This is a genomic window from Pseudomonas sp. RU47 (assembly GCF_004011755.1).
Taxonomy (GTDB): domain Bacteria; phylum Pseudomonadota; class Gammaproteobacteria; order Pseudomonadales; family Pseudomonadaceae; genus Aquipseudomonas.
Map to the genome: position 1 here is coordinate 2,744,813 of NZ_CP022411.1, position 24,296 is coordinate 2,769,108.

A 24,296-nucleotide genomic window follows, 5' to 3' on the forward strand; every position below is an offset into this window, starting at 1 on the left:
CCATGACTCAGATTCTCGGTCACAACTACATCGGCGGTCAGCGCAGCGCCGCTGGCAACGTCAAACTGCAATCGGTCGACGCCACGACGGGCGAACAGCTGCCGCACGATTTCATCCAGGCCACGGCTGAAGAAGTCGACGCCGCCGCTAAAGCCGCCGCTGCCGCGTATCCGGCATACCGCAGCCTCAGCGCCGAACGCCGCGCGCAGTTTCTCGACGCGATCGCCGATGAGCTGGATGCGCTCGGCGATGATTTTGTCGCCGTGGTCTGCCGCGAAACGGCGTTGCCGGCCGGACGCATTCAAGGCGAGCGCGGTCGCACCAGCGGGCAGATGCGTCTGTTCGCCAAAGTGCTGCGTCGCGGTGATTTCTACGGTGCGCGGATCGACCTGCCGCTGCCGGATCGTCAGCCGCTGCCGCGCCCGGATCTGCGTCAATACCGCATTGGTCTTGGCCCGGTGGCGGTGTTCGGCGCGAGCAACTTTCCACTGGCATTCTCCACCGCTGGCGGCGACACCGCATCGGCGCTGGCCGCCGGTTGCCCGGTGGTGTTCAAGGCCCACAGCGGTCACATGGCCACGGCTGAACGGGTCGCCGATGCGCTGATTCGCGCCGCCGAAAAAACCGCCATGCCCGCCGGTGTGTTCAACATGATCTACGGTGGCGGCGTCGGCGAATGGCTGGTCAAGCATCCGGCGATCCAGGCAGTGGGTTTCACCGGTTCGCTCAAGGGCGGTCGTGCGCTGTGCGACATGGCCGCTGCACGCCCGCAACCGATTCCGGTGTTTGCCGAGATGTCGAGCATCAACCCGGTGATCATCCTGCCGCAGGCCCTTGCCGAGCGTTCGGAAACGGTCGCCCGCGACCTGACTGCTTCGGTGGTGCAGGGCTGCGGTCAGTTCTGCACCAATCCGGGCCTGGTCATCGGCATCCGCTCGCCAGAGTTCAGCGCGTTCGTGCAGCAGGTTGCGGGTTTGATCGGTGATCAACCGGCGCAAACCATGCTCAACGCCGGCACCCTCGGCAGCTACGGTAAAGGCTTGCAGCAACTGCTGGCGCATCCCGGCATTGAGCATCTGGCCGGCAATCCACAGCAGGGCAATCAAGCGCAGCCGCAGTTGTTCAAGGCCGATGCCAGCCTGTTGATCGATGGCGATGAAGTGCTGCAGGAAGAAGTGTTCGGCCCGACCACGGTGATTGTCGAAGTGGCAGACAAATCGCAACTCAGCGCTGCACTTCACGGCCTGCACGGGCAACTGACGGCGACCATCATTGGCGAGCAGGCGGACTTCGAACGCTTCCCTGAGCTGACGCCGTTGCTGGAACAGAAGGTCGGGCGGATCCTGCTCAACGGTTATCCGACCGGTGTCGAGGTGTGTGATTCGATGGTGCACGGCGGGCCGTATCCGGCGACATCCGACGCACGCGGCACCTCCGTCGGTACGCTGGCCATCGACCGCTTTCTGCGCCCGGTGTGCTTCCAGAACTACCCGGACAGCTTGCTGCCCGAGCCGCTGAAAAATGCCAACCCGTTGCGTATCCAGCGCCTGGTTGACGGCAAGTCCTCACGCGACGCGCTGTAACTGCCAGGCAATATCCCTGTGGGAGCGAGCCTGCTCGCGAATGCATTCTTTCAGTCAGCCTTTCATGGCCTGACACACCGCATTCGCGAGCAGGCTCGCTCCCACAAGGGTTCCCATAAGGCCTCTGGATCACATTGAGCTATCATTGGCCCTTTCCCCCCTAGAAAGACTGTTTGCCATGACTGCCCAAACCCTTCTCGACGTCCTCGAACAATCCGATATGGTCGAAATCGACGGCTTGCACGCCTTCGAATTTTTCCTCGATGAAGACGACAATCTGCACATCGAATGCATCGACGGCCGAGCGGCCAAGCATTGGGAATTCACCCCGGTTCAGGTTGCCGCTGCAACTTTCGACGACTCTTTGCAGAGCTGGTTGATCGTCGGTTATTTCAATGAAACCAAAGCGATCGGCGAACACCGCTTGGTTTGTCATGGCGACGTAGTCAGCAGCAGCGATGACGAGGATGACAATCAATGAAAATGCGTAAATTCTGGCCGCTGCTGATGGCCGGCAGCGTCGGTGCCATGGGGCTTTCCAGCGCATCCGCCGAGAACTTCCAGTTGCTGGTCGGTTCCTACACCGCCAACACCAGCCAGGGCCTCTATCGAATGAACTTCGACAGTGCCACCGGCCAGATCGCCGCCAAACCGCTGCAAGTGGTCAAAAGCGAAAATCCGTCATGGCTGACGCTGTCCAAAGACCAGCGCAGGCTGTTCGTGGTCAACGAAAACGGCCCGGGCCAGAAAGACCCGGTCGGCCGTGTCAGCAGCTATTCGATCGATCCGAAAACCCACACGCTGACCCTGATCAATCAAGTGCAGAGCCTGGGCAACGAGCCGACCCATTCGAGCCTCAGTGGTGATGCTAGCCACTTGTTCGTCAGCAACTATTCGGTGATGGAAGATCCGGGTGGAACGCTGGCGGTATTGCCGGTCGGTGCTGACGGCAAACTCAAACCCGTCGTGCAGATGAGCGCGCACCCGGCGAGCCGGATCAATCTTGAGCGCCAGGCCTCCAACCACGTGCACTCGACGGTTTCTTCGCCTGACGGCCGCTACGTGTTCTCCAACGATCTGGGCGCGGACAAGGTCTTCGTTTACCTGTTCGATCCGAAGGCCAACCCGGACTTGCCGCTGACGCCGGCGATGACCGCTGCAGTGCCCTTGCCGGCCGGCAGCGGTCCGCGTCATCTGCTGTTCAGCGCTGACGGCAAACACGCCTGGCTGACCATGGAAATGAGCGCGCAAGTCGCGGTGTTCGATTACCACGATGGCGTGCTGACCCAGACGCAACTGGTCGATCTGGCCGCTGGTCAGCCAACCTCGGACAAGGCTGGCGCGGCGCTGCATGCCTCAGCCGATGGCAAGTTCCTCTACGTCAGCAACCGCGGTACCGCCAATCAATTGGTGGTGTTCGCAATCGATCCGGCCACCGGCCAGCTCAAAGAGCTGCAAAAGCGTTCGGTGGACGGTGATCACCCGCGCGAGTTCAGCCTCGATCCAAGTGGCAAATTCCTGCTGATTGCCAACCAGAAGAGCAACGAAATTGTCGTCGTCGAGCGCGATGGCAAGACCGGTCTGCTCGGCAAAACCGTGCAGAAACTGCCGATGGACGCGCCCAGTGACCTCAAGTTCATAGTGCGACAATAAGCCACAGGCCCCGGTTTACGGGGCCTGTCTCTTTGTATTAATCGCGCTGATATCCGGTAATGCTACAAAGCATTTCAAGCGATCAACCCTAGAGCGTTAAGTTTGCTCCACGGCCCAACCGGGCAAACCAGCTAACTGAACACGAGGGTTACCGCCATGAACTTCAATCTCTTCTCCGTGATTGCCGCTTCCGCCATCTCTGCCACCGTTGTGCTGCCAGCCAGTGCCAACGTTGAAATCGCCAGCAAAAAATCCCACACCCAGAGCTACACCCAGAAATACCTGCAACAGAGCGCCAACTTCTACGCCGCCCTGGATCACAAAGCCCAACACTGAAATGCCCGTTCTGCACAACTCCCTGTAGGAGCTGCCGAAGGCTGCAGTCTTGATCTTGCCCTTGGGATCGTTCCCACGCTCCGCGTGGGAACGCAGCCCGTGACGCTCCGCGTCACTGGACGCAGAGCGTCCCGAGAGGCATTCCCACGCTGAGCATGGGAACGATCAGATCGCAGCCTTCGGCAGCTCCTGCACGTGTGTTTTTCGCAGCACGATAGTTTTGTTCAAACACGCAAATAGACTGGCTAAATAATCAACGAAGCTGATGTTTACTATGGCAAACCCTGAGTGGTTAGCGCGGCTTTTTTGATTGATTCTGTGGACATCGAAACATGCCCACGGGAGAACACCATGGCCAGCACAATCATTCATTCAGCCAAACGCGGCGCCTACCTGGCCATCGGTCTTTACCTGGTCGTGGTGCTGGTCGTCAGCATCGCATCGCAGATGGAACACACCTTCGACGCACCGATTCAAGTCGCCCACCCAGGCATCCAGTTTGAAGTCCGCTCGCAAAGCGTGATGGTCGACCGGGCCGAACTCGCAGGAGTCGGCGGAGCATGAAAGGCTACAGACTTTGGGTAGTCGCCGGTTTGGCGTTTTTCACCAACGGCGCTTCATTATTGGGTATCGGTCAAGGCTCGGTGGGCGCACTGGCCCGGGCCATAGAGGCCAATCACAACATTGCGCACAATATCGAACGGGCGAACACGCTGGGGCTGATGGCCGGCAATCCACCGGTAAAGGCTTCGGCCGATTTTCTCGGGCCATTCGAAGTGGATTGCATGGCGCTCGGCATGTGCCAAGCGCTGGCCTGACTGATCGTTCCCACGCTCCGCGTGGGAATGCAGCCCCGGACGCTCCGCGTCCGATTGGAACGCAGAGCGTCCCTTGAGGTATTCCCACGCAGAGCGTGGGAACGATCATCAAGCAGGAAGGTGAGGGTTATTTCTTCATGATCGAGGTGAACAGTTCGGACTCGAGGAAGCGCTGCAACCAGGCCTGTAAGCGAACATAAGGCGTCTGTGCAAACCACTCACGATCAACATGGGCAAACTGCCGAACGAAGGGCAGCAGGGCGATATCGGCCAGGCACGGATGGTCAGCCAACAGGTAGTCGTATTCACCCAGCGTCAGATCCAGATGATGCGCAATCATTGAGCATCGCATCCGATAGACCTCCATCGGCTCCTCGGGAAAGCGCTCGGCGTATTTGTAGTGGTTCAGCGATGTTTTGAAAACCTCATCGTTGGTTTTGATCAGCATGTCCATGATGACTTGCGCACCTGCGTCATCTTTGAGCAACCAATCATCCGGATCATTCTGCGCCAACGCCCAGCGCATGATCTCCAGGCTCTCATCAATCACCCGCCCATCGGCATCCAGCACCGGCACTGTGCCCTTCGGCGAGATCGCCAGCATCTCCGCTGGCTTGGCCTTGAGGCTGACTTCAACGATGTCCACCGCCACGCCCGAATAACGCAGCGCCATCCGCGCCCGCATCGCGTACGGGCAGCGGCGGAAGGAGTACAGCGTGTTCATTTTACCTCCAGCGTGCTCAAACCATTGCCTTGGCGCTGCACCTGAATCTGCACCGGAATCCGCTCGTGCATTTCCTGCACATGGGAAATCACCGCGACCTTGCGCCCCTGCGCCTGCAAACCATCGAGCGCATCCATCGCCAGTTGCAGCGATTCCGGATCAAGGCTGCCAAAGCCTTCATCGATAAACAGCGATTCGATTTTCAGCGTGCTCGACGCCATCGACGCTAGTCCCAATGCCAACGCCAGCGACACCAGGAACGTCTCGCCGCCGGACAACGAGTGCACCGAACGCAGTTCATCGCCCATTTCGGTGTCCATCACCAGCAGGCCAAGCATGCTGCCACCGCGCTTGAGGCGATAGCGTTTGACCAGTTGGCGCAACTGCACGTTGGCGTGGTGCACCAGCAGGTCGAGGTTGTAGGCCTGGGCGATCTTGCGGAAGGTGTCACCGGTGGCCGAGCCGATCAAGGCACTCAGTCGCGCCCAGCGTTGATATTCGGCGTAGGCATCGGCGATCTGCTGGGCCAGCGCCTGGTTGGCGTTCTGCCGGCGCTGATCTTCAGCCTGTTCGGCACGCAGTTCGGCGCATTGCTGCTCGCTGACATTGAACTGATTCTGCAAATCGCTCAAAGCGGTGGTGAGTTGCTCGGCATCAAGATTGCCGTTGTGTTGCGACTGATGATCGAGCAACAACCGATCACGCTCCTGCAGCAAGACCCTGGCTTGTTCGATGGCTTTTTCATTGAGCTGCAAGCGCTGGCGCAATTGCGCGACTTGCTCATCATCGACCCGCAACAAGTCTTCGAGGCCGCCGTCATCCAGCTCGGGATGACGAGCGCGCCAGTCGGCAATCTTGCTCGCCAGATCCTGATTCTCGCTTTGCAGCGCCTGCAAACTCTGTTGCTGCGCCTTGAGTTCAGCGGCGATCTGCACAATCTGCGTGCGCACGTTTTGCAGGTCTTGAGCTGTGCCAGTTTCGGCAGAGCGCGCTTGCTCCACAGCCTGTTCCAGTTGCTGCTGCCACTGCTCGGCGCTGCCGTGTTCACCCAGCAACTGCGCAAGTTTGTCCTGGCAGAGTTGCTGCTGTTCGGCCAGCGCATTGAACTGTTGCTCAGCCGTTTGCGCTTGCTGGACGCGGGTCTGCTGGCGATCCTGCTCTTTCTCCAGCGTCTGCTGACGCTGTTGCTGCTCGGTGAGTTCTTCCTTCTGCTGGTCGACTTGCGCCAGACGCTCGGCGATCTGCCGGTCGAGCTGCATGAAGGTCGCCGCCGGTTCCTGGCGCAAGGCTTCAAGGGTATCGGCGGGGAGCAGCGTGGCGAACGCTGTTAGTTCCTCATCAAGGCGCTGACGGTCGCTGCCGAGTTCGCGCTGCTGATTGCTCAGGTGCTGCGCGGCTTGCTGATGCGCGGTTTCGGCCTGACGCAATTGCTGGGTCAGGCGCGCGGCATCCTGTTGCAGGGTGAGCAGGGCGCTCTGGCGTTGTTCGTCCTGAGTGATGCTCTGGTTCAGCTGCTCGTTTTGCCGGGCGAGCCAGGCATCGCGCTTGGCGGCGTCCTGATTGAACAACTGCGCGGACAGCGGATGCGCATCGAGGCTTGGCGCCAACGCTTGCTGCTGGTTCACCAGTTGTTCTTGCTGTTGCAGCAGCTCTTTCTGTTGCGCAATCACGCCACCGACTTCGGCGCGCAGTTCGATGAGCTTTTCCTTGAGCTGATCGACCACTTGCTGGGCGTTGGCCTGTTCGCTTTCATCATGGCGACCAAGACTTTGCAGCAGCGCTTCGGGCTGATGATACGGATGCTCGTTGCTGCCGCAGACCGGGCATGGCTGATCGTCCTGCAACTGCGCGCGCAACTCTTCGACACTGGCACTGCGCGCCAGCCGCTGGCGTTCAAGCAGCTCGCGGGTGACGTTGAGGGTTTGTTCGGCGACGGTCAGTTCGGCTTTGCTTTTCACCCCGTCCTGAGTCAGGCGATCACGCTCCTGCTGGGCGTTGAGTTGACGCTGTTGCAACTCGGTGCTGCGCTTGTCGAGATCCTGCTGCGTGGCCCACAGGCGCGACAGGTCTTCGAAGGCGCGCAGTTGTTTGCGGTTGTCCTGCAGCAGCGTGCCGAGGATGCCGATTTGCTCGGCGACGGCATCGGGTTCGGCGCCGGCCTCTTTGAACAGCACTTCCAGTTGCTGCTTCTGCGTGGTCAGTTCTGCGGCGCTGCGCGCGGCATTTTCTTCGAGGCTCGCCAGTTCGGCTTGGCCCTTGTTCAAGCGGTTGCCGATCAGCATCAGCTGTTGCAGGCGATCGCGGTAGGCATTCCACGCGTCACTCAACGGCGCCAGATGAGCGCTTTGTTCCAGTTCGGCGGCGATGCGTTGCAGGCGCTCGGCGACTTGAGTCTGTTTATCCAGCAAGGCTTGAATGGCGTTTTGGCCGTCAGTGCAAGCCTGCTGCGCACTGAGCCTGGCTTCGGCACTTTGCGCGACATCCTTGGCCAGACGGGCGAGGGTGCTTTGCTCATCAAAGGCCTGACGCAACAGCGGCGCGTTCTCGCTTTGCCGTTGCTGCGCTTCGCTCAGGGCGACATTCGCCGTTTCGAGGTTGTGCTCCAGTTGCGTTTGGCGCTCGATCAGCTCGGCGTGTTGCTGCGAGTGCGCAGCAATCTGTGCGGCCAACGGCGTCAGCAGCGCATCGAGTTCGGTTTTACGCGCGAACTGGTGCCGCTGCGGGCCGAGCTGCTCCAGTCGCGTCAGTGTCACCCGCTCGCCGGCCAGACTTTCCGATTGCTGCTGGGCACTGTGCAGTTGTTCTGCGGCGGCTTGCTGCGCGTCCTGCAATACACGCAAGTCCTTGAGCCAGCCGTGCTGCTGCTCAAGTTGTTTGAGCTGCGCCTGCTGCAACTTCAACTGCTGTTGCGCGGCGTTGAAGCGCTCGTCCAGCTCGGCCCGGGCTTCGGGCGCCAACGGGGTCACGCCGGTGGCCTGATCCTGCAACAGCTTGTGCGCTTCGCGGGCCTCTTTGGTCTTGTCGAAGGCGCGGCGGCCGAGGCGGGTATACAGCGCGGTGTCGGTGAGTTTTTCCAGCAGTTCGCTGCGGTCGTTGTCGTCCGCTTTGAGGAACGCACTGAACTCGCTCTGCGCCAGCAGCACGGCGCGGGTGAACTGTTCGAAGTTCAGGCCGAGCGCGGCTTCCAGTTGGGTTTTGTATTCGCCTTTCTGGCTGGCGAGCAGTTGATCCTGATCGATGTCGCGCAGGCTCTGACGACTGGCTTGCAGCTTGCCGCCGGCCTTCTCACGGGCGCGATTGGCTTCCCAACGTGCCCGATAACGACGGCCATCAACACCGACGAAATCCACTTCGGCATAACCTTCACCGGTACCGCGACGCAGCAACGTGCGCGGGTCGCCGGTGGCGATTTCGCCGTCGGCATCGGGGACTTTGGCGTCGCGGCCAGTGTTGTTCAGGCGCGGCACGGCGCCGAAGAGCGCCAGGCACAAGGCGTCGAGCAAAGTACTTTTACCGGCGCCGGTCGGGCCGGTGATCGCGAACAAACCGGCACTGGCCAGCGGTTCAGCGGTGAAATCGATTTCGAAAGGGCCGGCCAGCGAGGCGAGGTTTTTCAAACGAATGGCGAGAATCTTCATGGCTGCTCGCCCTCCAGTTGTACGTCTTGCAGCAGTTCGGCGAAGTCCTTCAGCGTCTGTTCATCGACCTCGTTGCCGTAGTTGTCGAACCAGGCGCGGCTGAACAATTCCTGCGGGGTGAGTTGGTCGAGTTCGATCAGCGCGGTGCCATCTTCGACGCCGTCAGCACCACGGTTGCCGGCGTATTCAGCGGCAATGCGCACCAGTCGTACGGCTTTGCCTTGCAGAGCGTTTTCCACTTGATGGCGCAGATCCGGCTGCGGCTCGTCGAGGGTTACGCGCACTTCGAGCCACGGCTGGCGCTGAGTTTCGGCGAGCAGGTCGATGTTCGGCAGATCCGCCAGTTGCAGCAGAATCTCGGCCAGCGGTGCCGGACCGATGCGTTGCAGGTTGACCGAGCGCGGGATCAGTTTCGGCTCGACGCTGACCAGGGTTTCACCGTCGAGGGTGACGTCGAGAATCTGGTGCTGATAACCGATTTCCGAGAACGACAACGGAATCGGCGAGCCGCTGTAGCGAATGCGCTCTTCACCATTAACCTTCTGCGGCTTGTGCAAATGGCCGAGGGCGACGTAACTGATGCTCGGCCCGAACAGACTGGCGGGCAGAGCTTCGGCGTTACCGATGATCAGGCTGCGCTCGGAATCCTCCGACACGGAGCCGCCAGCCATGTGCGCGTGGCTGATGGCGATCAATGCCTGACCGGGCTTGCGCTTGGCATTGGCCGCTTCGCTCAGCCATTCATGCACCTGACCGATGCCACGCAAATAGTTGTCGCCCAGATGCGCGCCGGTGACTTCCGCCGGGCGCAGAAACGGCAGCGCCAGGCACCACGCTGCAATTTCGCCTTGGGCATTCGGCAGCGGCAGCAGCAAACGCTCGGCATCGAGTTGGCCATCATCCAGCCACAACACCCGGCCCAGCGCATGCGTGCGCAAACGGCGCATCAACGGCGCCGGCAGTTCGATCCGCGAGCCGGAATCGTGGTTGCCGGCAATCATCACGATGGTCAGCAACGGTTGCTGCTCGTGAGCGCTGACGATGAAATCGTAGAGCCGTTCCTGAGCTTTGACCGGCGGATTGACCGTGTCGAAGATGTCCCCGGCAATCAGCAGCACATCCGGCTGCGCCAGTTGCAGTTGGCGCAGCAGCCATTCGAGAAAACAGGCGTGCTCGAAATCGCGCTCCTGGCCGTGCAGGTTTTGCCCAAGGTGCCAGTCGGAGGTGTGGAACAGACGCAAGGTGGACTCCGCAACAATTAAAGAGGTGATGGCCGCGAGGAAATGAAGGGCGGCGAAAGAGGGGAGAGTTTACAGATTATTGCGGCGCGAGGGCTTGTTGTGCAGGCCAACGACTATTCAGCAAGGCCCGGTTTGACTCATACCGCTCATCGGGATCGACTCTTCAAGTGATTCAAAAATTGACGCCAAAATAGTGGCCATCTAATATCGCGCCTCTATTTTGATATCAATGCGCTACTACCGGTTGCAATAGGCCGTTTCACCTGCTCCGAGATCGACTTCGTCATTACGTCATCTCCCTATTCCCGTTATTTGCTCTGATCGCATCCATGTGGGTGCCATCAGCCGGTAGTGCGCCTGCCGTCAATCCAACTATTACTGCCCGTTGTAAAGAGATCTTCAACATGGACGTTCGCCAGTACGCCTTTCTCGCTCGTCAGCCTGCTGCTGCCGTGAAAACCCGCGAGTCTTTCCTCGGCATGCCCAAGCGCGGCCTGGCGTTTCTGCTGGCGAACGTCATGTTCTGGCAACCGATGTGGGCGCAGGCCGACGGTATTGTGGTGGCCAACCCCAATACCTCGCTGGATCGCGCCGGCAACGGCGTGCCGATCATCAATATCGCCACGCCCAATGCCAGCGGCCTGTCGCATAACCAGTTCCACGATTACAACGTCGGCGCGCAAGGACTGATCCTCAATAACGGCTCGACGCAGAATACGATCACGCAATTGGGCGGGCATATCGTCGACAACCCGAACCTGAAAAACAGCGGTTCGGCGCAGGCGATTCTCAACGAAGTCATCAGTGGCAACCCGAGCCAGCTGCGCGGTTATACCGAAGTGGCGGGGCAGTCGGCGCGGGTTATCGTCGCCAACCCTTATGGCATCACCTGCAACGGTTGCGGTTTCATCAACTCGCCACGGGTGACATTGACCACCGGCAAACCGGTGCTCGATAACGGTCGGCTGGATCGCTTTCAAGTGGATCAGGGTTCGGTGGCCATCGAAGGCGCGGGCCTCAACGCGACCAACGTTGACCGTTTCGAAATAATCACCCGCAGCGCGAAGATCAACGCCGAGATTCAGGCGCAGAACCTGACGATTGTGGCCGGTCGTAACGACGTCAACGCGCAAACCCTGAATGCCACCTCCCGCGCCGATGACGGTAGCGCCAAACCGCAACTGGCCATCGACTCCTCGGCACTCGGCGGCATGTACGCCGGGGCAATCAAACTGGTCGGCACCGAGGCTGGGGTCGGGGTGAAACTCGACGGCAAGCTGATTGCCAGCGGCGGCGATATCCAGCTCGACGCCAACGGCCAGTTGAGTCTGGTCGACACCTCGGCCACCGGCGCGGTCAACGTCAAGGCCGCCAGCCTCGACGCGCGCGGCCCGGTTTACGCCGGCACCGCGCTCAACGTACAAACCCAGGGCAACCTGACCAACCGCCAGACCCTCGCGGCTCGCGACAGCATCAGCCTCAGCGCCGGCGGCCAACTGACCAACGCCGGCGCCATCGAAGCCGGCGTCAATGCCGACGGCAGCCGCAATGCCAGCGGCGACCTGAGCCTCACCACGCAGAACCTCGACAACACCGGCAAAAGCCTCACCGCCAGCCGCAGTCTGACGGTCACCACCGCGCAAACCCTGAACAACCAGGGCGGCACGCTCAGCGGGCAAACCGCGGCCATCACTGCCGGCACACTTGACAACCGCAACGCCGGCAAAGTGCAGAGCAACACCACCCTGAACCTAAACGCCGCGCAGGTGCTCAACAGCCAAGGCGTGATCAACAGCAACGCCATTCTTGCCGCCAACATCGGCCAGTTGATCAACAGCAACGGCGAACTCAGCAGCCAGACCGACGCGGTTCTCAACGTCACCTCGCTGGACAACGTTGCCGGCCTGATGAGCGCCGGCCGTCTGCTCGACATCAGCGCCCTCGGCGCGATCAACAACCGCACCGGCAAGATCGGCGCCAAACAGACCCTCACGCTAAAAGCCCAACAACTCGACAATAGCCAGCAAGGCCAGTTGACCAGCGAAGGCAGACTGACCACGCGGATCCGCGAGCAACTGAACAACCAGAACAAGGGCCTGATCCAGGCCAACGGCGCCATGGACGTGCAGGCCACGCGCCTGGATAACCGCGCCGGCAAGATTTCCAGCCTCAATACCCTGACCGTCAGCAGCGCCAACACCGACAACCGTGGCGGGACGATTCGCGCCGATCAGGCCACCAAACTGCTGATCGACAACCTGGACAACCGCGACAAGGGCCGCCTCGAAAGCAAAACCGCGCTGACCTTCGACGGCAACACGCTGGATAACAGCAATGGCGGCCTGCTCACCGCAACCGGTCTGTTGAGCCTCAAAGCCAAAGCCGTGACCAACGACGGTGGACGGATTTCCACCAAGGGCGATATCGACGCCAACATCGACAGCCTCAATCAAGAACACGGTGAACTGGTCGCCGAAGGCAACCTGTTGCTGACCGGCAAAACCCTCAACAACCATCAGGACAGTCTGGTTGGTTCGCTCAAGACTTTGACCGTCAATGTCGAGCAGATCGACAACCGCGCCAGCACACTCTCCAGCCAGCTGGACCTGCACATCAACGGCGCACGGCTGGACAACAGCGATGGCGGCAAGGTGCTGTCTGACACCACGCTGGCGCTGAAGGTCGCGCAGATCATCAATGCCAGCAACGGCCTGATTTTCAGCAAAGGCGCGAGCACCCTCAGCGGCATCGGCTTGAGCAACGTCGGCGGGCGCATCGTCAGCCAGAACACTCTCGGGCTGACCTTCGACGAGACCATGGACAACCAGCAAGGCCTGATCAGCAGCGAAGGGCAGATGACCCTCAGCGCCGGCAGCCTCGACAACCGTCTGGGCAAGCTGTCGAGCCTTGAAGCGATGGCGCTGACCACCAGCGGTTCCGTGCTGAGTCAGGGCGGCCTGATCGTTTCGCAAAAAGGCCTGACCTTTAAAAGCGGCAGTCTGGATAACAGCGACAACGGCATCATCAGCGCCAAGGCTGATTCGACCCTGACTACCGGTGAGTTGAAGAACCGACAGGGCGGCAGTATCGCCACCGATGGCTCACTATTATTGACCGCCGCGCACCTGGACAACTCCGGCGGCAGCCTCGGCAGTCAGCAGAAACTCGAGGCGTCGCTGACCTCGCTGGAGCAGGATGGCGGTGAGCTGTTCAGCAACGGCGACCTGACCCTGGACATGAACAACGGTCTGCTCAATAACCAGCGCGGCAATATCCATACGCCGGGCCAGTTGCTGCTGAAAAACCTCAAGGACGTCAACAACAGCGCCGGCGAAATCTCCGCCGCCGAGGCTTGGAGCGTCAACGCACAAAGCCTGAACAACGACGGCGGCAAGTTGCTAAGCAATGAAAAGCTCACCCTGGTCATCGACCGCGCGCTGAGCAACGTCAAAGGCCTGATCGCCTCCGCCAGCCTCGACAGTCGCAGCGACAGTTTGAACAACAGCAGCGGTGACATTCGTGTGCGGGGCGATGTTGATTTCAGCGTGACTGGCATGTTCGATAACCAGAACGGCGTGGTCATCGCCGACAACGGCCTGACGATCATCGCCGCGAGTCTGGATAACCGTCAGGAAGGTCTGATCGGTTCGACTAATGCGCTGAAGCTCAACGTCGAGCGTGTCGACAACCGCAGCGGCGAGCTGTCGAGCAAGAGCGATGTCAGCCTGATCGGCGCCTGGCTCGATAACAGCGACAGCGGTTACATGCTCGCCGGTGGCAATCTGGCGCTGACCGTCAACGACGTCATCAACCGCAATAAAGGCCTGCTGTCCGGTGATACCGGGCTGACGCTGAGCGGCGAGACGCTGGAAAACAGTGGTCGCCTGACCAGCCAGAAAGACCTCGCGATCAATCTCTCCGGGGATCTGAATAACGCACAGGGCAGCCTCGTCAACGAAGGTGCCCTGGCGATCAACGCCGCTAGCCTCAACAACGACGCCGGTACGGTCTCCAGCGCCAAAGCGCTGACCGTCGACACGCGCGGCGCCATCAGTAACCGGGGCGGCAGCCTGCTGACCGATGGCGATCTCACCCTCAACAGCAGCGCGCTGGATAACCAGCAAAAAGGTGTGATCAGCAGCAAGGCCAATCTGAACATCAGCACGGGTGCCCTCAACAACAGTCAGGCGAGCATTTACGCTGACGACCACGTCGAGATCGGTGCCGGTCAGGTGACCAACAGCGGTGGCAGTCTCGGCGCCGGCAACTCGCTTAACGCCAATGTCCAGGGCCTCGAGCAGCAGGGCGGAAAACTGTTCAGCGGCGGGACTGTCAGCGTCGATCTGAACGGTGGCGCGCTGAACAATCAGGGCGGTGTGATCAACGCACCGGACCAGTTACTACTGAAAAACCTCACCGAGGTGAACAATCGTGATGGTGAGATTTCCAGCGACCAGGCTTTTGAACTGATCGCCACTTCACTGGACAACAGCGGCGGCCAACTGCTGAGCAACCAGAAACTCACCCTGACCCTCGACAACGCACTGACCTCGATCAAAGGCACGATTGCCGCTGCGGCATTGCAGGTTCGCGCGACGAGTCTGGACAACAGCGATGGCGGCGTGTTGCTCAGTGACAGCGACATCGAGGTCACTGTCGATGGCCTGCTGAAAAACACCAACAAAGGCAGCATTCGCGCCGCACAACAACTGACCCTCAACAGCACCGGCCTGAACAATCAGGGCGGCACGCTGGTCGGCGTCTCAGGCCTGAACATTGACCTGGGCGCCACCGCGCAGGATCTGAATAACCAGGACGGTGTGATCAGCAGCAAAGGTGCGTTGAGCATTGCCCATCTGCGCGACCTGAATAACCAGAACGGCGTGATCAACAGCAAAGGCGTGCTGAGCATCGCCACCCTGCGTGACCTGAATAACCAGCAAGGCGAGATCTCCAGCGTCAACAGCTTTAGCCTCACCGGCAACCGTTTCGATAACCGCGGCGGCAACCTGATCAGCAACGATCAACTGACCGTAAAAGCGGCCGACCTGAACAATCAGAACGGTCTGCTCTCCGGCTGGAAAGGCGTGAGCCTCAGCGGCGGCACCCTCGACAACAGCCTGGAAGGCGCGATCTCCAGCCAGCTCGGCAACGTCAACATCGACCTCAGCGGCGCGCTGCTCAACCACAGCAAGGGCGGCATCGGCGGCCTCGGCGAAGTGACCATCACCGCCGCCAGTCTCGACAACAGCGCCGGCACGGTCAGCAGTGACGGCAAACAAACCCTGAGCATGACCGGCGGCGCGATCAATAACGCGGCCGGAGGCTTGATCAAAAGTGGCGACACCCTCGACATCCGCGCGGCCAGCCTGAACAACACCTCCGGCAACGTCATGGCGAAAAAAGCCCTGACCTTCACCGGCGGCCCGCTGAACAATACGAAGGGCAGTCTGGTCGGTGACGACAGCGTCACCCTCGATCTGCTCGGCGCCCTGACCAACGTCAATGGCGCACTCGGCAGCGGCGCCGCGCTGCTGATCAAACGCGCTGCCAGCGTCGACAACCAGGGCGGCCAGTTGATCAGCCAGACCCTGCTGAGCCTGCTCACCAGCGGCGACCTGAACAACAGCCAGCGCGGCACCGTCTCGGCCAACGGCCAACTGGACCTCACCGCCGGCGGTACGTTGCGCAACGACGCCGACGGCCTGCTGTCCAGCCGCGATGCCGGCGTGACTCTCACCGCCGCCGCGATGAACAACTCCAAAGGCGCGGTGCAAAGCATGACCGCGCTGACCGTGAACACCGGCAACGGCGCGATCGACAACCAGGGCGGCAAAATCATCGCCCAGAACGGCGACCTGACCCTCAACGCTGCCAGCCTCGACAGCCGAGGCGGTGTGCTTTCAAGTCTCAAGGGTTTGCTGCAAACTCGCCTGAGCGGCGTGTTGCGCAACGGCCAGGGCGGCAAGATCGAAGGCAGTCGCCTCGACCTGCAAGCGCTCGGCGGTATCTACAGCGACGGCGGACGAATCGCCGCCAACACCGGCAACATCCTGCTCAACGCCGGCGGCAACACCCTCGATAACAGCGGCGGCGGGATCTATGCCAAAGGCGTGGTGAAAACCATCGCCGGCCTGATGAGCAACAACAACGGCCAGATCAGCGGCAGCAGTATCGAGCTGGGTGTCGACGGCAACCTGAGCAACCGCAGTGGCTTGATCGAAAGCGCCAGCACACTGGCGATTCGCGCGGCCAACCTCGACAACCAGGGCGGCAAACTGCGCGCGCTCGGCACCAGCGGTAAAACCGATTTCCAGATCGGCAGCCAGTTCGATAACCGTAATGGTCTGGTGGAAACCGCCAACACTGATTTCACCCTTGCAGCCCCGAGCTTCCTCAATGCCGGCGGTTCGGTGACGCATGTCGGCCTTGGTGAATTCGGTATCTCCACCGCCAACGTGATGAACGCCGGCGGCTCGCTGGTGACCCGTGGCGGACTGACACTGAACGCCGACAGCTGGATCAACAGCAGCGTGATTCAGGCCGGGCGGTTGACGGTCAATGTCGGCAATTTTGTGCAGACCGCGAGCGGGCAGTTGCTGGCTTCGAATCAACTGGTGGGACGTGGTGGTAACTGGAGCAACGAAGGCTTGATTGCCAGTGACGGCAGCATGGACATCCAGCTGTCCGGCAACTACGGCGGCAATGGCCAGGTGAGCAGCGTCGGCGATCTGGGGCTTACTGCTTCGCGCATTGACTTGAGCAGTGTGGCAAGTATCACCGGTGCATCCACCGCCACGCTCACCAGCCGTGGCAACCTGACCAATCTGGGCCGACTCACTTCGGTCGACAGTCTGACCGTCAACGCCGCGTCGTTGGTCAACAACGGCACCCTAGGCAGCGCTGGCAATCTGCGGATCAACAGTGATTCGTTGCTCAACCAGAACGGGCTGATCTTCAGCGGCCGCGACATGAACCTGCGCGTGGGTTTGCTCACCAACCGTTATGCCGACATTTACGGCATGGGCAACATCAGCATTGCCCGCGATGACAGCAATGGCTGGAGTTCATCGATCAATAACATTTCGGCGACCATTGAAAGTGTTGGCGATCTGAGTCTGGCGGCTGATCACATTGAGAACCGCAAGGATGTGTTTGAGGTTGCTGCGGGTGGCGGGCTCGTTTCGGGAACAATTGGCGTTCGCTGCACGACGTGTACTTCATTCAGCGGCATCAACTTCGAGAGTCGCCTGCCGAGCCACTTGGTCTGGGTTGAAAAATACCATTCAACCATTGTCAAGGATTCGGCTTCAGGCACATTGACGGCCGGGCGCGATCTTACGGGGAACGGGCGCGAATTCATCAATAATGCGTCGGTTGTCAGCGCTGGCCGAAATCTGACGTTCAACGTGGAGAATTTCACTAACCAAGGGGCAACGGTTGGGGATTACACCGTCACGCGCTGGATTGATGCACCCAGGGCGAGCAGGGGCCCGGACTTCTGGCAGGACGTCTTGAATTACAACGCCGCAAACGATCCGGATTATGACTCGCGCCAAACCGGTGTCGTGGACGGAAAGATCAAGATGGTTCCCAATATCCACACTTGGGATATGAATGCGGTTGAATCACTCACCCGGATAGGCGGGCGTCAAGGTGGCCGCGAGGCTATCAGGTACCTTCTGTTTGGTTCGATCGCCATCGAATACGATTGGGGGAATCTCCGTTACGCTCCTCCTGGCTACGACGCTGGCGTGCGCGCAGAAGCCCCGGACATCATCAAGAACGCGACACCTTTCAACACCTTTACTACCGAAAGCAGTCCGACAGCGAATGCCAACGCCGTGGTTCAGGCAGGCGGCACCGTTTACATAAACGCGACCAACAAACTCGATAACGGTGTGGTTCGCAACGGCAACGCATCGGCCGGTGGCGCATCGCGTTTGGGTTCTACCCAACTGGGCGGCCAGGTCACGCCGACCGTCATCCGCATCAACGCCCAGCTTCCTCCAGACCTGGCCCAACAACAGGTCAACCCACTGGCCTTGCCGGGCTTCACCCTGCCAACGGGCGATAACGGTCTGTTCCGCCTCAGCCGCAAGGATGGCAGCGAACAAGCGATCTCGCCGATCAAAGACTGGGCAATCGGCTCGATCACTGCAGCATCCTCTGGACATACCACCGGAATGCCGGTCAGACATGCGACCGATTTCCAGATCGACAAAGACGCTCCGGTCTCGATGAAAAAACGCGATCTGGCGTTGAGTGATGCCGCGTCGCTGAATCTCAACGACAGAACGGCTCAGTTCAACGTGGGTGCAACTGCAGCTGACGGTCCAGTCGGTGTGCTGGTGCCTGGCCGTGGCAGCCCTTCCTTTGACGTACCGCGCGTACAAGGCTTGCCCGACACCAGCGTGCGCTCCAACCCGCACAAATACTTGATCGAAACCAACCCGGTGCTGACCAACCTCAAGCAGTTCATGAGTTCGGACTATCTGTTGGGCAAGCTCGGTTACGACCCCGACACCAGCGCCAAACGTCTGGGCGATGGTCTGTTCGAGCAGCGCATGGTGCAGCAGGCCGTGGTCGCCCGCACCGGCCAACGCTTCATTGATGGCCAGACCTCTGACGAAGGCATGTTCAAGTACCTGATGAACAATGCCATCGCCAGCAAGGATCAGCTCAACCTGTCGGTGGGCGTCACCCTGACCGCGCAGCAAGTGGCGGCACTGACCCATGACATCGTCTGGCTCGAAGAGCACGAAGTGAACGGCGAAAAAGTGCTGGTGCCGGTGCTGTATCTGGCGCAGGCGAATAACCGTTTGGCGCCAAACGGGGCGTTGATTCAGGGCGGCGACGTCACTCTGATTGCTGGCGGCAACCTCGATAACGCCGGCACGCTGCGAGCCTCGAACAACCTGTCGGCCGAAGCCGGCAACAACCTCACCAACACCGGTCTGATCGAAGCCGGCGAGCGCCTGACGCTCAAGGCCGGCAACGACATCATCAACAAGTCCGGCGGCATCATCTCCGGCAAGGACGTCAGCCTGACGGCCACCAACGGCAGTGTGATCAACCAGCGTGATGTGACCAGTGTCGATGTCAGCCGCGGTGGCAGTGTGTACCACCGTGACTATCTGGATAACGCTGCGCGAATCGAAGCGGCCAATGACCTGACGATCAAATCCGGCAAAGACATCAACAACATCGGCGGCGTGCTGCAGAGCGGCCGGGACATGACGCTCGATGCTGATCGCGATGTGAACATCACCTCGGTGCAGAATCGCAGCACCGATGCGCGGGGCGGCAGTTACCTCAATCAAACGATTACCCAGCACGGCGCTGAAGTGACGTCCGGAAGGGATCTGTCGATCACTGCAGATCGTGACGTGGCGATTGTGGCCAGTCGACTGGATGCCAAGCGCGACCTCAAGGCCGACGCCGGCCATGACATTGTCATCACCTCGGCCGCCGACGAGAGTGATTACGTTTCGCGCAGCAAAAAGCGCGCAACTGAAACCCATAGCGTCACGCAACAATCATCGGTATTGAACGCCGGCCGGGACATTGCCCTGAAAGCAGGTAACGATCTGGGCATTATCGCCAGCCGGATCAAGGCCGAAGATGATGTCAGCCTCAAAGCCGTTCAGGACATCGCCATCGCCTCTGCCGAGGATGAAAGTTCATCCTATTACTACAAGAAGAAAAAGGGATCGCACGGACGTCGCAAAACCACCGAGAGCGAAATTTACGACAGCACCAATGTGGCCTCGGTTGTGGAAGCCGGGCACGACCTGACCGTAAACGCCAGCCAGACGGACAAGGGCGGTGTTTCTCTGGACGGCGGTCGTGATCTCACCGTGATCGGTAGTCAGTTGAAAGCTGGAAACAATCTGGTTCTGGGCGCGTTGAACGATATCTCGGTGCTCTCGGCGACTGACGAACACAGTGATTTCAGCAAGACCACTAAAAAGGGCTCCTTCGGTCTCTCCAAAAGTGGCAAAAGTGCGGTCAACTCCAGCACCAGTCAGGTCGCTAGCGAGTTGCAAGCAGGCAACGACGTCGTCGTCGCTTCAGGTAAAGACTTCCTGTTGCAGGCCAGCACTGCCACAGCGGGCAACGATGTCGAGTTCCGTGCCGGTCTGGTGGATGACACCGGCGACATCAATCTGATTTCGGCCAATGACACGGACTACAGCCGAAGCGAAGCCTATAAAAAGAAAACCGGTCTTTCGGTCTCGGGTGGCTTCCTTTCCCTTTCTTCGGCCAAAGAAGCAGGGCGGCTGGGTGAAGGTAACACCAGCGTGGGCAGCCTGGTCACGGCCGGCCGTGACACGATCCTCAGTGCCGAGCGCGATATCAATGTGGTGGGCAGCGGTATCGACGCTGGACGTCATGTCAGCATGGACGCCGGCCGGGACGTTAATGTCGTGGCGGCAGCCAATGACCGTGCCGAGCAGGCATGGTCGAAGTCCAGACAGACAGGCATCGGCATTTCCAGCGATGACAATGGCGTGAGTTTGTTTGCCGGTGTCGATGGCCTCAAGGAAAAGAATCGACGTGAACAGCAGACCGGTGCCGCCAGCCAGATCAATGCGGGGCAGGATCTGACCGTCAACGCCAAGCGCGATATCAACCAGATTGGCTCGGATCTGCAGGCCAGTAACGATATCGACCTGACTGCTGGGCGCAACATCAACATCGATGCCGGCCGCGAAACCCTGTTGGTAGAACAGCAACGCGAGACCGAGCGCAACGGTCTGGGCGTGCGCATCGACCACAACTATGGCCAGACGAAAGACGCGGTCAATGGTGCAGGCAAGGGCGAGGACAATGTCAGCAAGGGCTCCAGTACGCTCAAGGCAGTGGATGGCATCAGCCAGTTCCTCTCCGGGCCGACAGCAGACGTCAAGTTCGGCAACAGCAAGCAGAGCAGCAGTCAGCAAACCATCGAGCAGAGCAGCCGATCGTCGACGCTGAATGCCGGTCACGATCTGAACCTCAATGCCAAGAACGACGTAACGATAAAAGGGGCGAAATTCCTCGCCGGACGCGACATCAATGTCGTCGGTCGTGACGTCACGTTCGATGTGGCCAAAGGCAATGTCAACCAGGACAGCACGCAGCGCGAAAGTTGGGGCGGCATTCACGGTGGCACCAGTGGCGGCTTCAAGATCGGCATCGGTGGCAGCTATGGCATCGCCACTGAAGACGGCTCACATGGCACCTCTACGCCGACTCAACTGGGTGCCGGCCGGGACGTCAACTTGCAAGCTGACCATGATCTGAATCTGATCGGTACTCAGGTCACTGCCCGTCGTGATATCGAACTCAACGCTTTCAATGATCTCAATATCCGCTCGGCGCAGAACGACAGCAGCAGCGACAGCAACCGGCACAACGGTGGCGGCGAAGTGGGTCTGGTGTTTGGTTCCGAGGGTGTTGGCGTTTACGCCAGTGTCAGCATGGGCAAAGGCGATCTGGAGCGCGAGGGCAACCGCCAGCAAGAGGCTTACCTCTACGCTGGAGACCGCTTGGGTTTCACCAGCGGGAAGGACACCAATATTGCCGGCGCCACGTTGCGCGGCGATGAGGTGAATGGTCGCGTGGGGGGTGACCTCAATGTCTCATCAGTGGCCGACACCGGAAAGGTTAAGGGCAAAGAATTCGATATCAGCGTGACCGCTACGATTGGCCCGGGTGCCGGTGTCAGTGGTTCGGTCGGCTACGGCCAGACCACGGGCAAGACCAACTGGATCGAACAGCAGACCATTATCACCGGCAAGAACAAGGTTGATATCCGCACCGAGAATCACACTCAGCTGGACGGTGCACTGATCGCTGCCGACAACGGCAATCTGAAACTGGACACCGGCACGTTGGGCTTCAGTGATATTGCCGGTAGCGACAAGGAGCACGGTTACTACCTGAACGTTGGTGGTAGTTACACGGCGGGTAAAGGCACTGGTGCCCAGGACGCCAGCCAGACAGGTAAAGGCAAAGAAGGCGAGGCCGGTTGGAGCGTCAGTGGTTGGAAGTACGACAAGGATCGCGAACAGATCGTACGAGGCACCGTCGGCGCCGGTGAAATTGTGGTGCGCCAGGATGCCGGGACTGGCAAGGATTCGACTGTCGGGTTGAATCGCGACGTTGACAAGGGCTACGAAATTACCAAGGACAAGGAGTCTCGTACCGATCTGTACGTGAGCAAATCGTCCCTTGAGGCCGTAGCGGATCCTTCCGGTACCTTGAAGGCCTGGGCAGAAAAAATAGAGAACTACGCGGACGCTACGCAAGGTTCCTTTGAGGCAGCGCTCAGTCTGATTACCGGACCGGTCAACATGGTTGGCCAAGCCTGGACCAATCTTCAGGCACAGCGGGTATCGCTGGATGACGTACCTGCTTCGGCGCGCGAAAGGCTGGGTGACGATCTAGCTTTGGACATCGCCAAAAATCTGGTTCGAAGTGGCAGGGATCCGGGCGATGTCAATAACCTGGAAAAGGAAGACATCGTTGCTATCAAAGAATACGTGAAGGTATTTGCCGCATTTTCTTCGGCGCAAGCGGCCTGCGAAGCTTCGGGAGAGTGTGGCAAGGGTGATAGCGCATCGAATAATTGGGAATCGGTTCATTACCGTGATACTGACAAAAATAACCTACAGACTTGGTTGGGGAGTACGGCACCGGGTACTCCGGGTGCCGTGCTGTTACTGCGTGCTGACAAGTTGCAGACTTATCTGGACGGTCTGCCCAAAGAGCAGGCCCAGTTGCTGGCGTTGGGTATCCAGGCAGCCATGGGGCCGGCAAAAGCTGCTATCGGTCTTGCAGGCAATGTCCTGATCAACAAGTTGTTCGGCGACAAAATTGAGGCGATGAAAGATAACCTGGCTAAAACCCTGGCCAGTGAACTAAGCGGTGAGGCCAAGGACGGCTTGGTGGAAAACGATAACCACCTCAAGAAAATGTTTGAGTCGGGCGCAAACTCTCGTGATGGCGGTGACGCCTATGTACGAGGCGCGGCGACGCTACTGAACATTGCCTTGGGCACCGCAACCAACATGGCAGGTAGCGTCACGGGCAAGGTTTTCAGCGTCGTCGGTGGCAAAGGGACTACCGGCGGGAAAGTCTCTGATCCAATTACGATCGATTCGAAGCATCCTGACTGGGCAAAAGAGTTTGGTGATGCGCCGGTCAAAGGGTGGGTAGACGGGCCGACGAGCAAGCCACCTGTAGCTTCTGGGCACGGCGACGGGGCGAAGCCTCATATCGAGGCCGTGGTGAAGGTCGAGACTGCCAAATCCGTCAAAGGCAGTCATGAATATGAACTGCTCAACAATCCTGCTGCCAGAAGTCCCAACACCCGTTATGAGCTTGATAATGGAAGTACCTTTACGACCAATAGCAAAGGGATGGTGGAGGAATTGACCTTCACGCCGGTCAAGGAAAAGGTGCCTCGAGATCCGCGGCAGACTGCAGCGGGTAAAGAAGGCCGGGATACTGACGTCGGTGGGCATGCCCAGGCGTGTAGCCAGGGCGGCACGTGCGATGGTTATAATCTCTTTCCGCAAGACAGAAACTTCAACAATTCGGCTTACAAGGTGTTCTATGAAAATAGAATCAAGGAAGCACTTGAAGATCCTTCCAAAACGGTCGGCCTCACGAGAATAAAGTTCAAACGTGAAGAGCCAGGATCTTCTCGGCCTGATTCGTTGCAAGTGTTTTACACGATTGATGGCAAGACCAAGTCTGTAGTGTTTGAGAACGAAGCCCGAAAAATACCGGAGATAATCGAGTGATTACAGATGATCTAGAAATCGTCAAAAAAATTTTTCAGATGGTCCACGAGGGTATTGTTCACGGATACGACGCCTTCCGTTACGAGATAGAGATGGGTGAAGGGTTCATGGAGGCCGAACTGACAGTCGAAAAAGACGGAGTTGAGGTAACGGACGCTGAAATCGATTTCGATGTCTCCGACGTGTATTTTTTGGCAAAAGATTTAAAGGCGAATGCCGTGCAGCGTGGCGAGCCTTGGAAATCTTTTGTCATGTCTTATCGCGATGGTGAGCAAGTGAAGACCAAATTCAATTATTGATTTGAGACGCTGCATTTCAGCTTTTTTGATTGGCCAGGGTGTGGCTGGTTGCCCGTTTCCTTCTATCTGATGGGATAAATGGGACAGACTCCGTTTAAATAAACGTGGTCTGTCCGCGGTTCTGCTCCCGATTTTTGTCCAGCTTTCGCCTCAGTCAGCAAGAAATCAACTGATCAAAAACGCTGAGAAAGGTCTGCAGCGCTCGCAA

The 24,296-nt window shown here is 59.3% G+C and carries 11 protein-coding genes; 8 read left to right on the forward strand and 3 right to left on the reverse strand.

Going from position 1 to position 24,296, the window contains the following annotated elements; all coding sequences use genetic code 11:
• The first annotated feature begins 2 nt into the window (after positions 1-2).
• The 6 genes from CCX46_RS12595 to CCX46_RS12620 all read left to right on the forward strand — a co-directional run bounded on the left by CCX46_RS12595 (position 3) and on the right by CCX46_RS12620 (position 4,390).
• Entirely contained in the window at positions 3-1,583 is a 1,581-nt protein-coding gene (locus tag CCX46_RS12595) for an aldehyde dehydrogenase (NADP(+)) (protein ID WP_127926916.1), read from the forward strand.
• A gap of 178 nt (positions 1,584-1,761) precedes the next feature.
• Entirely contained in the window at positions 1,762-2,064 is a 303-nt protein-coding gene (locus CCX46_RS12600) for a DUF5629 family protein (protein ID WP_095050106.1), read from the forward strand.
• Entirely contained in the window at positions 2,061-3,236 is a 1,176-nt protein-coding gene (locus tag CCX46_RS12605; protein WP_095050107.1) for a lactonase family protein, read from the forward strand. The genes CCX46_RS12600 and CCX46_RS12605 overlap by 4 nt, the downstream gene beginning before the upstream one ends.
• Before the next feature lie 156 nt (positions 3,237-3,392).
• Positions 3,393-3,572, forward strand: coding sequence for a hypothetical protein (locus CCX46_RS12610; protein WP_122594286.1), 180 nt, complete (start codon positions 3,393-3,395; stop codon positions 3,570-3,572).
• 351 nt (positions 3,573-3,923) lie between these two features.
• On the forward strand, positions 3,924-4,136 hold the full coding sequence (locus CCX46_RS12615; protein ID WP_127926918.1) for a hypothetical protein: 213 nt from the start codon (positions 3,924-3,926) through the stop codon (positions 4,134-4,136).
• Entirely contained in the window at positions 4,133-4,390 is a 258-nt protein-coding gene (locus CCX46_RS12620) for a hypothetical protein (RefSeq protein ID WP_127926921.1), read from the forward strand. Before CCX46_RS12615 ends, CCX46_RS12620 begins: the two co-directional genes overlap by 4 nt.
• A 127-nt stretch (positions 4,391-4,517) precedes the next feature.
• Here the strand turns inward: CCX46_RS12620 and CCX46_RS12625 are convergent, their stop codons facing one another.
• Genes CCX46_RS12625 through CCX46_RS12635 form a run of 3 tightly spaced genes read right to left on the reverse strand, consistent with a single transcriptional unit; the run spans position 4,518 to position 9,993 of the window.
• Positions 4,518-5,114, reverse strand: coding sequence for a glutathione S-transferase (locus CCX46_RS12625; protein WP_127926923.1), 597 nt, complete (start codon positions 5,112-5,114; stop codon positions 4,518-4,520).
• Positions 5,111-8,752: an AAA family ATPase gene (locus CCX46_RS12630; RefSeq protein WP_127926925.1), complete on the reverse strand. Its 3,642-nt coding sequence runs from the start codon at positions 8,750-8,752 to the stop codon at positions 5,111-5,113. The genes CCX46_RS12625 and CCX46_RS12630 overlap by 4 nt, the downstream gene beginning before the upstream one ends.
• Positions 8,749-9,993, reverse strand: a complete 1,245-nt coding sequence (locus CCX46_RS12635) for an exonuclease SbcCD subunit D C-terminal domain-containing protein (RefSeq protein ID WP_127926927.1) — start codon at positions 9,991-9,993, stop codon at positions 8,749-8,751. The genes CCX46_RS12630 and CCX46_RS12635 overlap by 4 nt, the downstream gene beginning before the upstream one ends.
• Before the next feature lie 404 nt (positions 9,994-10,397).
• Here CCX46_RS12635 and CCX46_RS12640 point away from each other — a divergent pair, with 404 nt between their 5' ends.
• Positions 10,398-23,789 carry a hemagglutinin repeat-containing protein gene (locus tag CCX46_RS12640; RefSeq protein WP_127926929.1) on the forward strand — a complete coding sequence of 4,464 codons (13,392 nt, stop codon included), beginning with the start codon at positions 10,398-10,400 and terminating at the stop codon, positions 23,787-23,789.
• Positions 23,786-24,088, forward strand: a complete 303-nt coding sequence (locus CCX46_RS12645; RefSeq protein ID WP_095050112.1) for a hypothetical protein — start codon at positions 23,786-23,788, stop codon at positions 24,086-24,088. Before CCX46_RS12640 ends, CCX46_RS12645 begins: the two co-directional genes overlap by 4 nt.
• Positions 24,089-24,296: the final 208 nt, after the last annotated feature.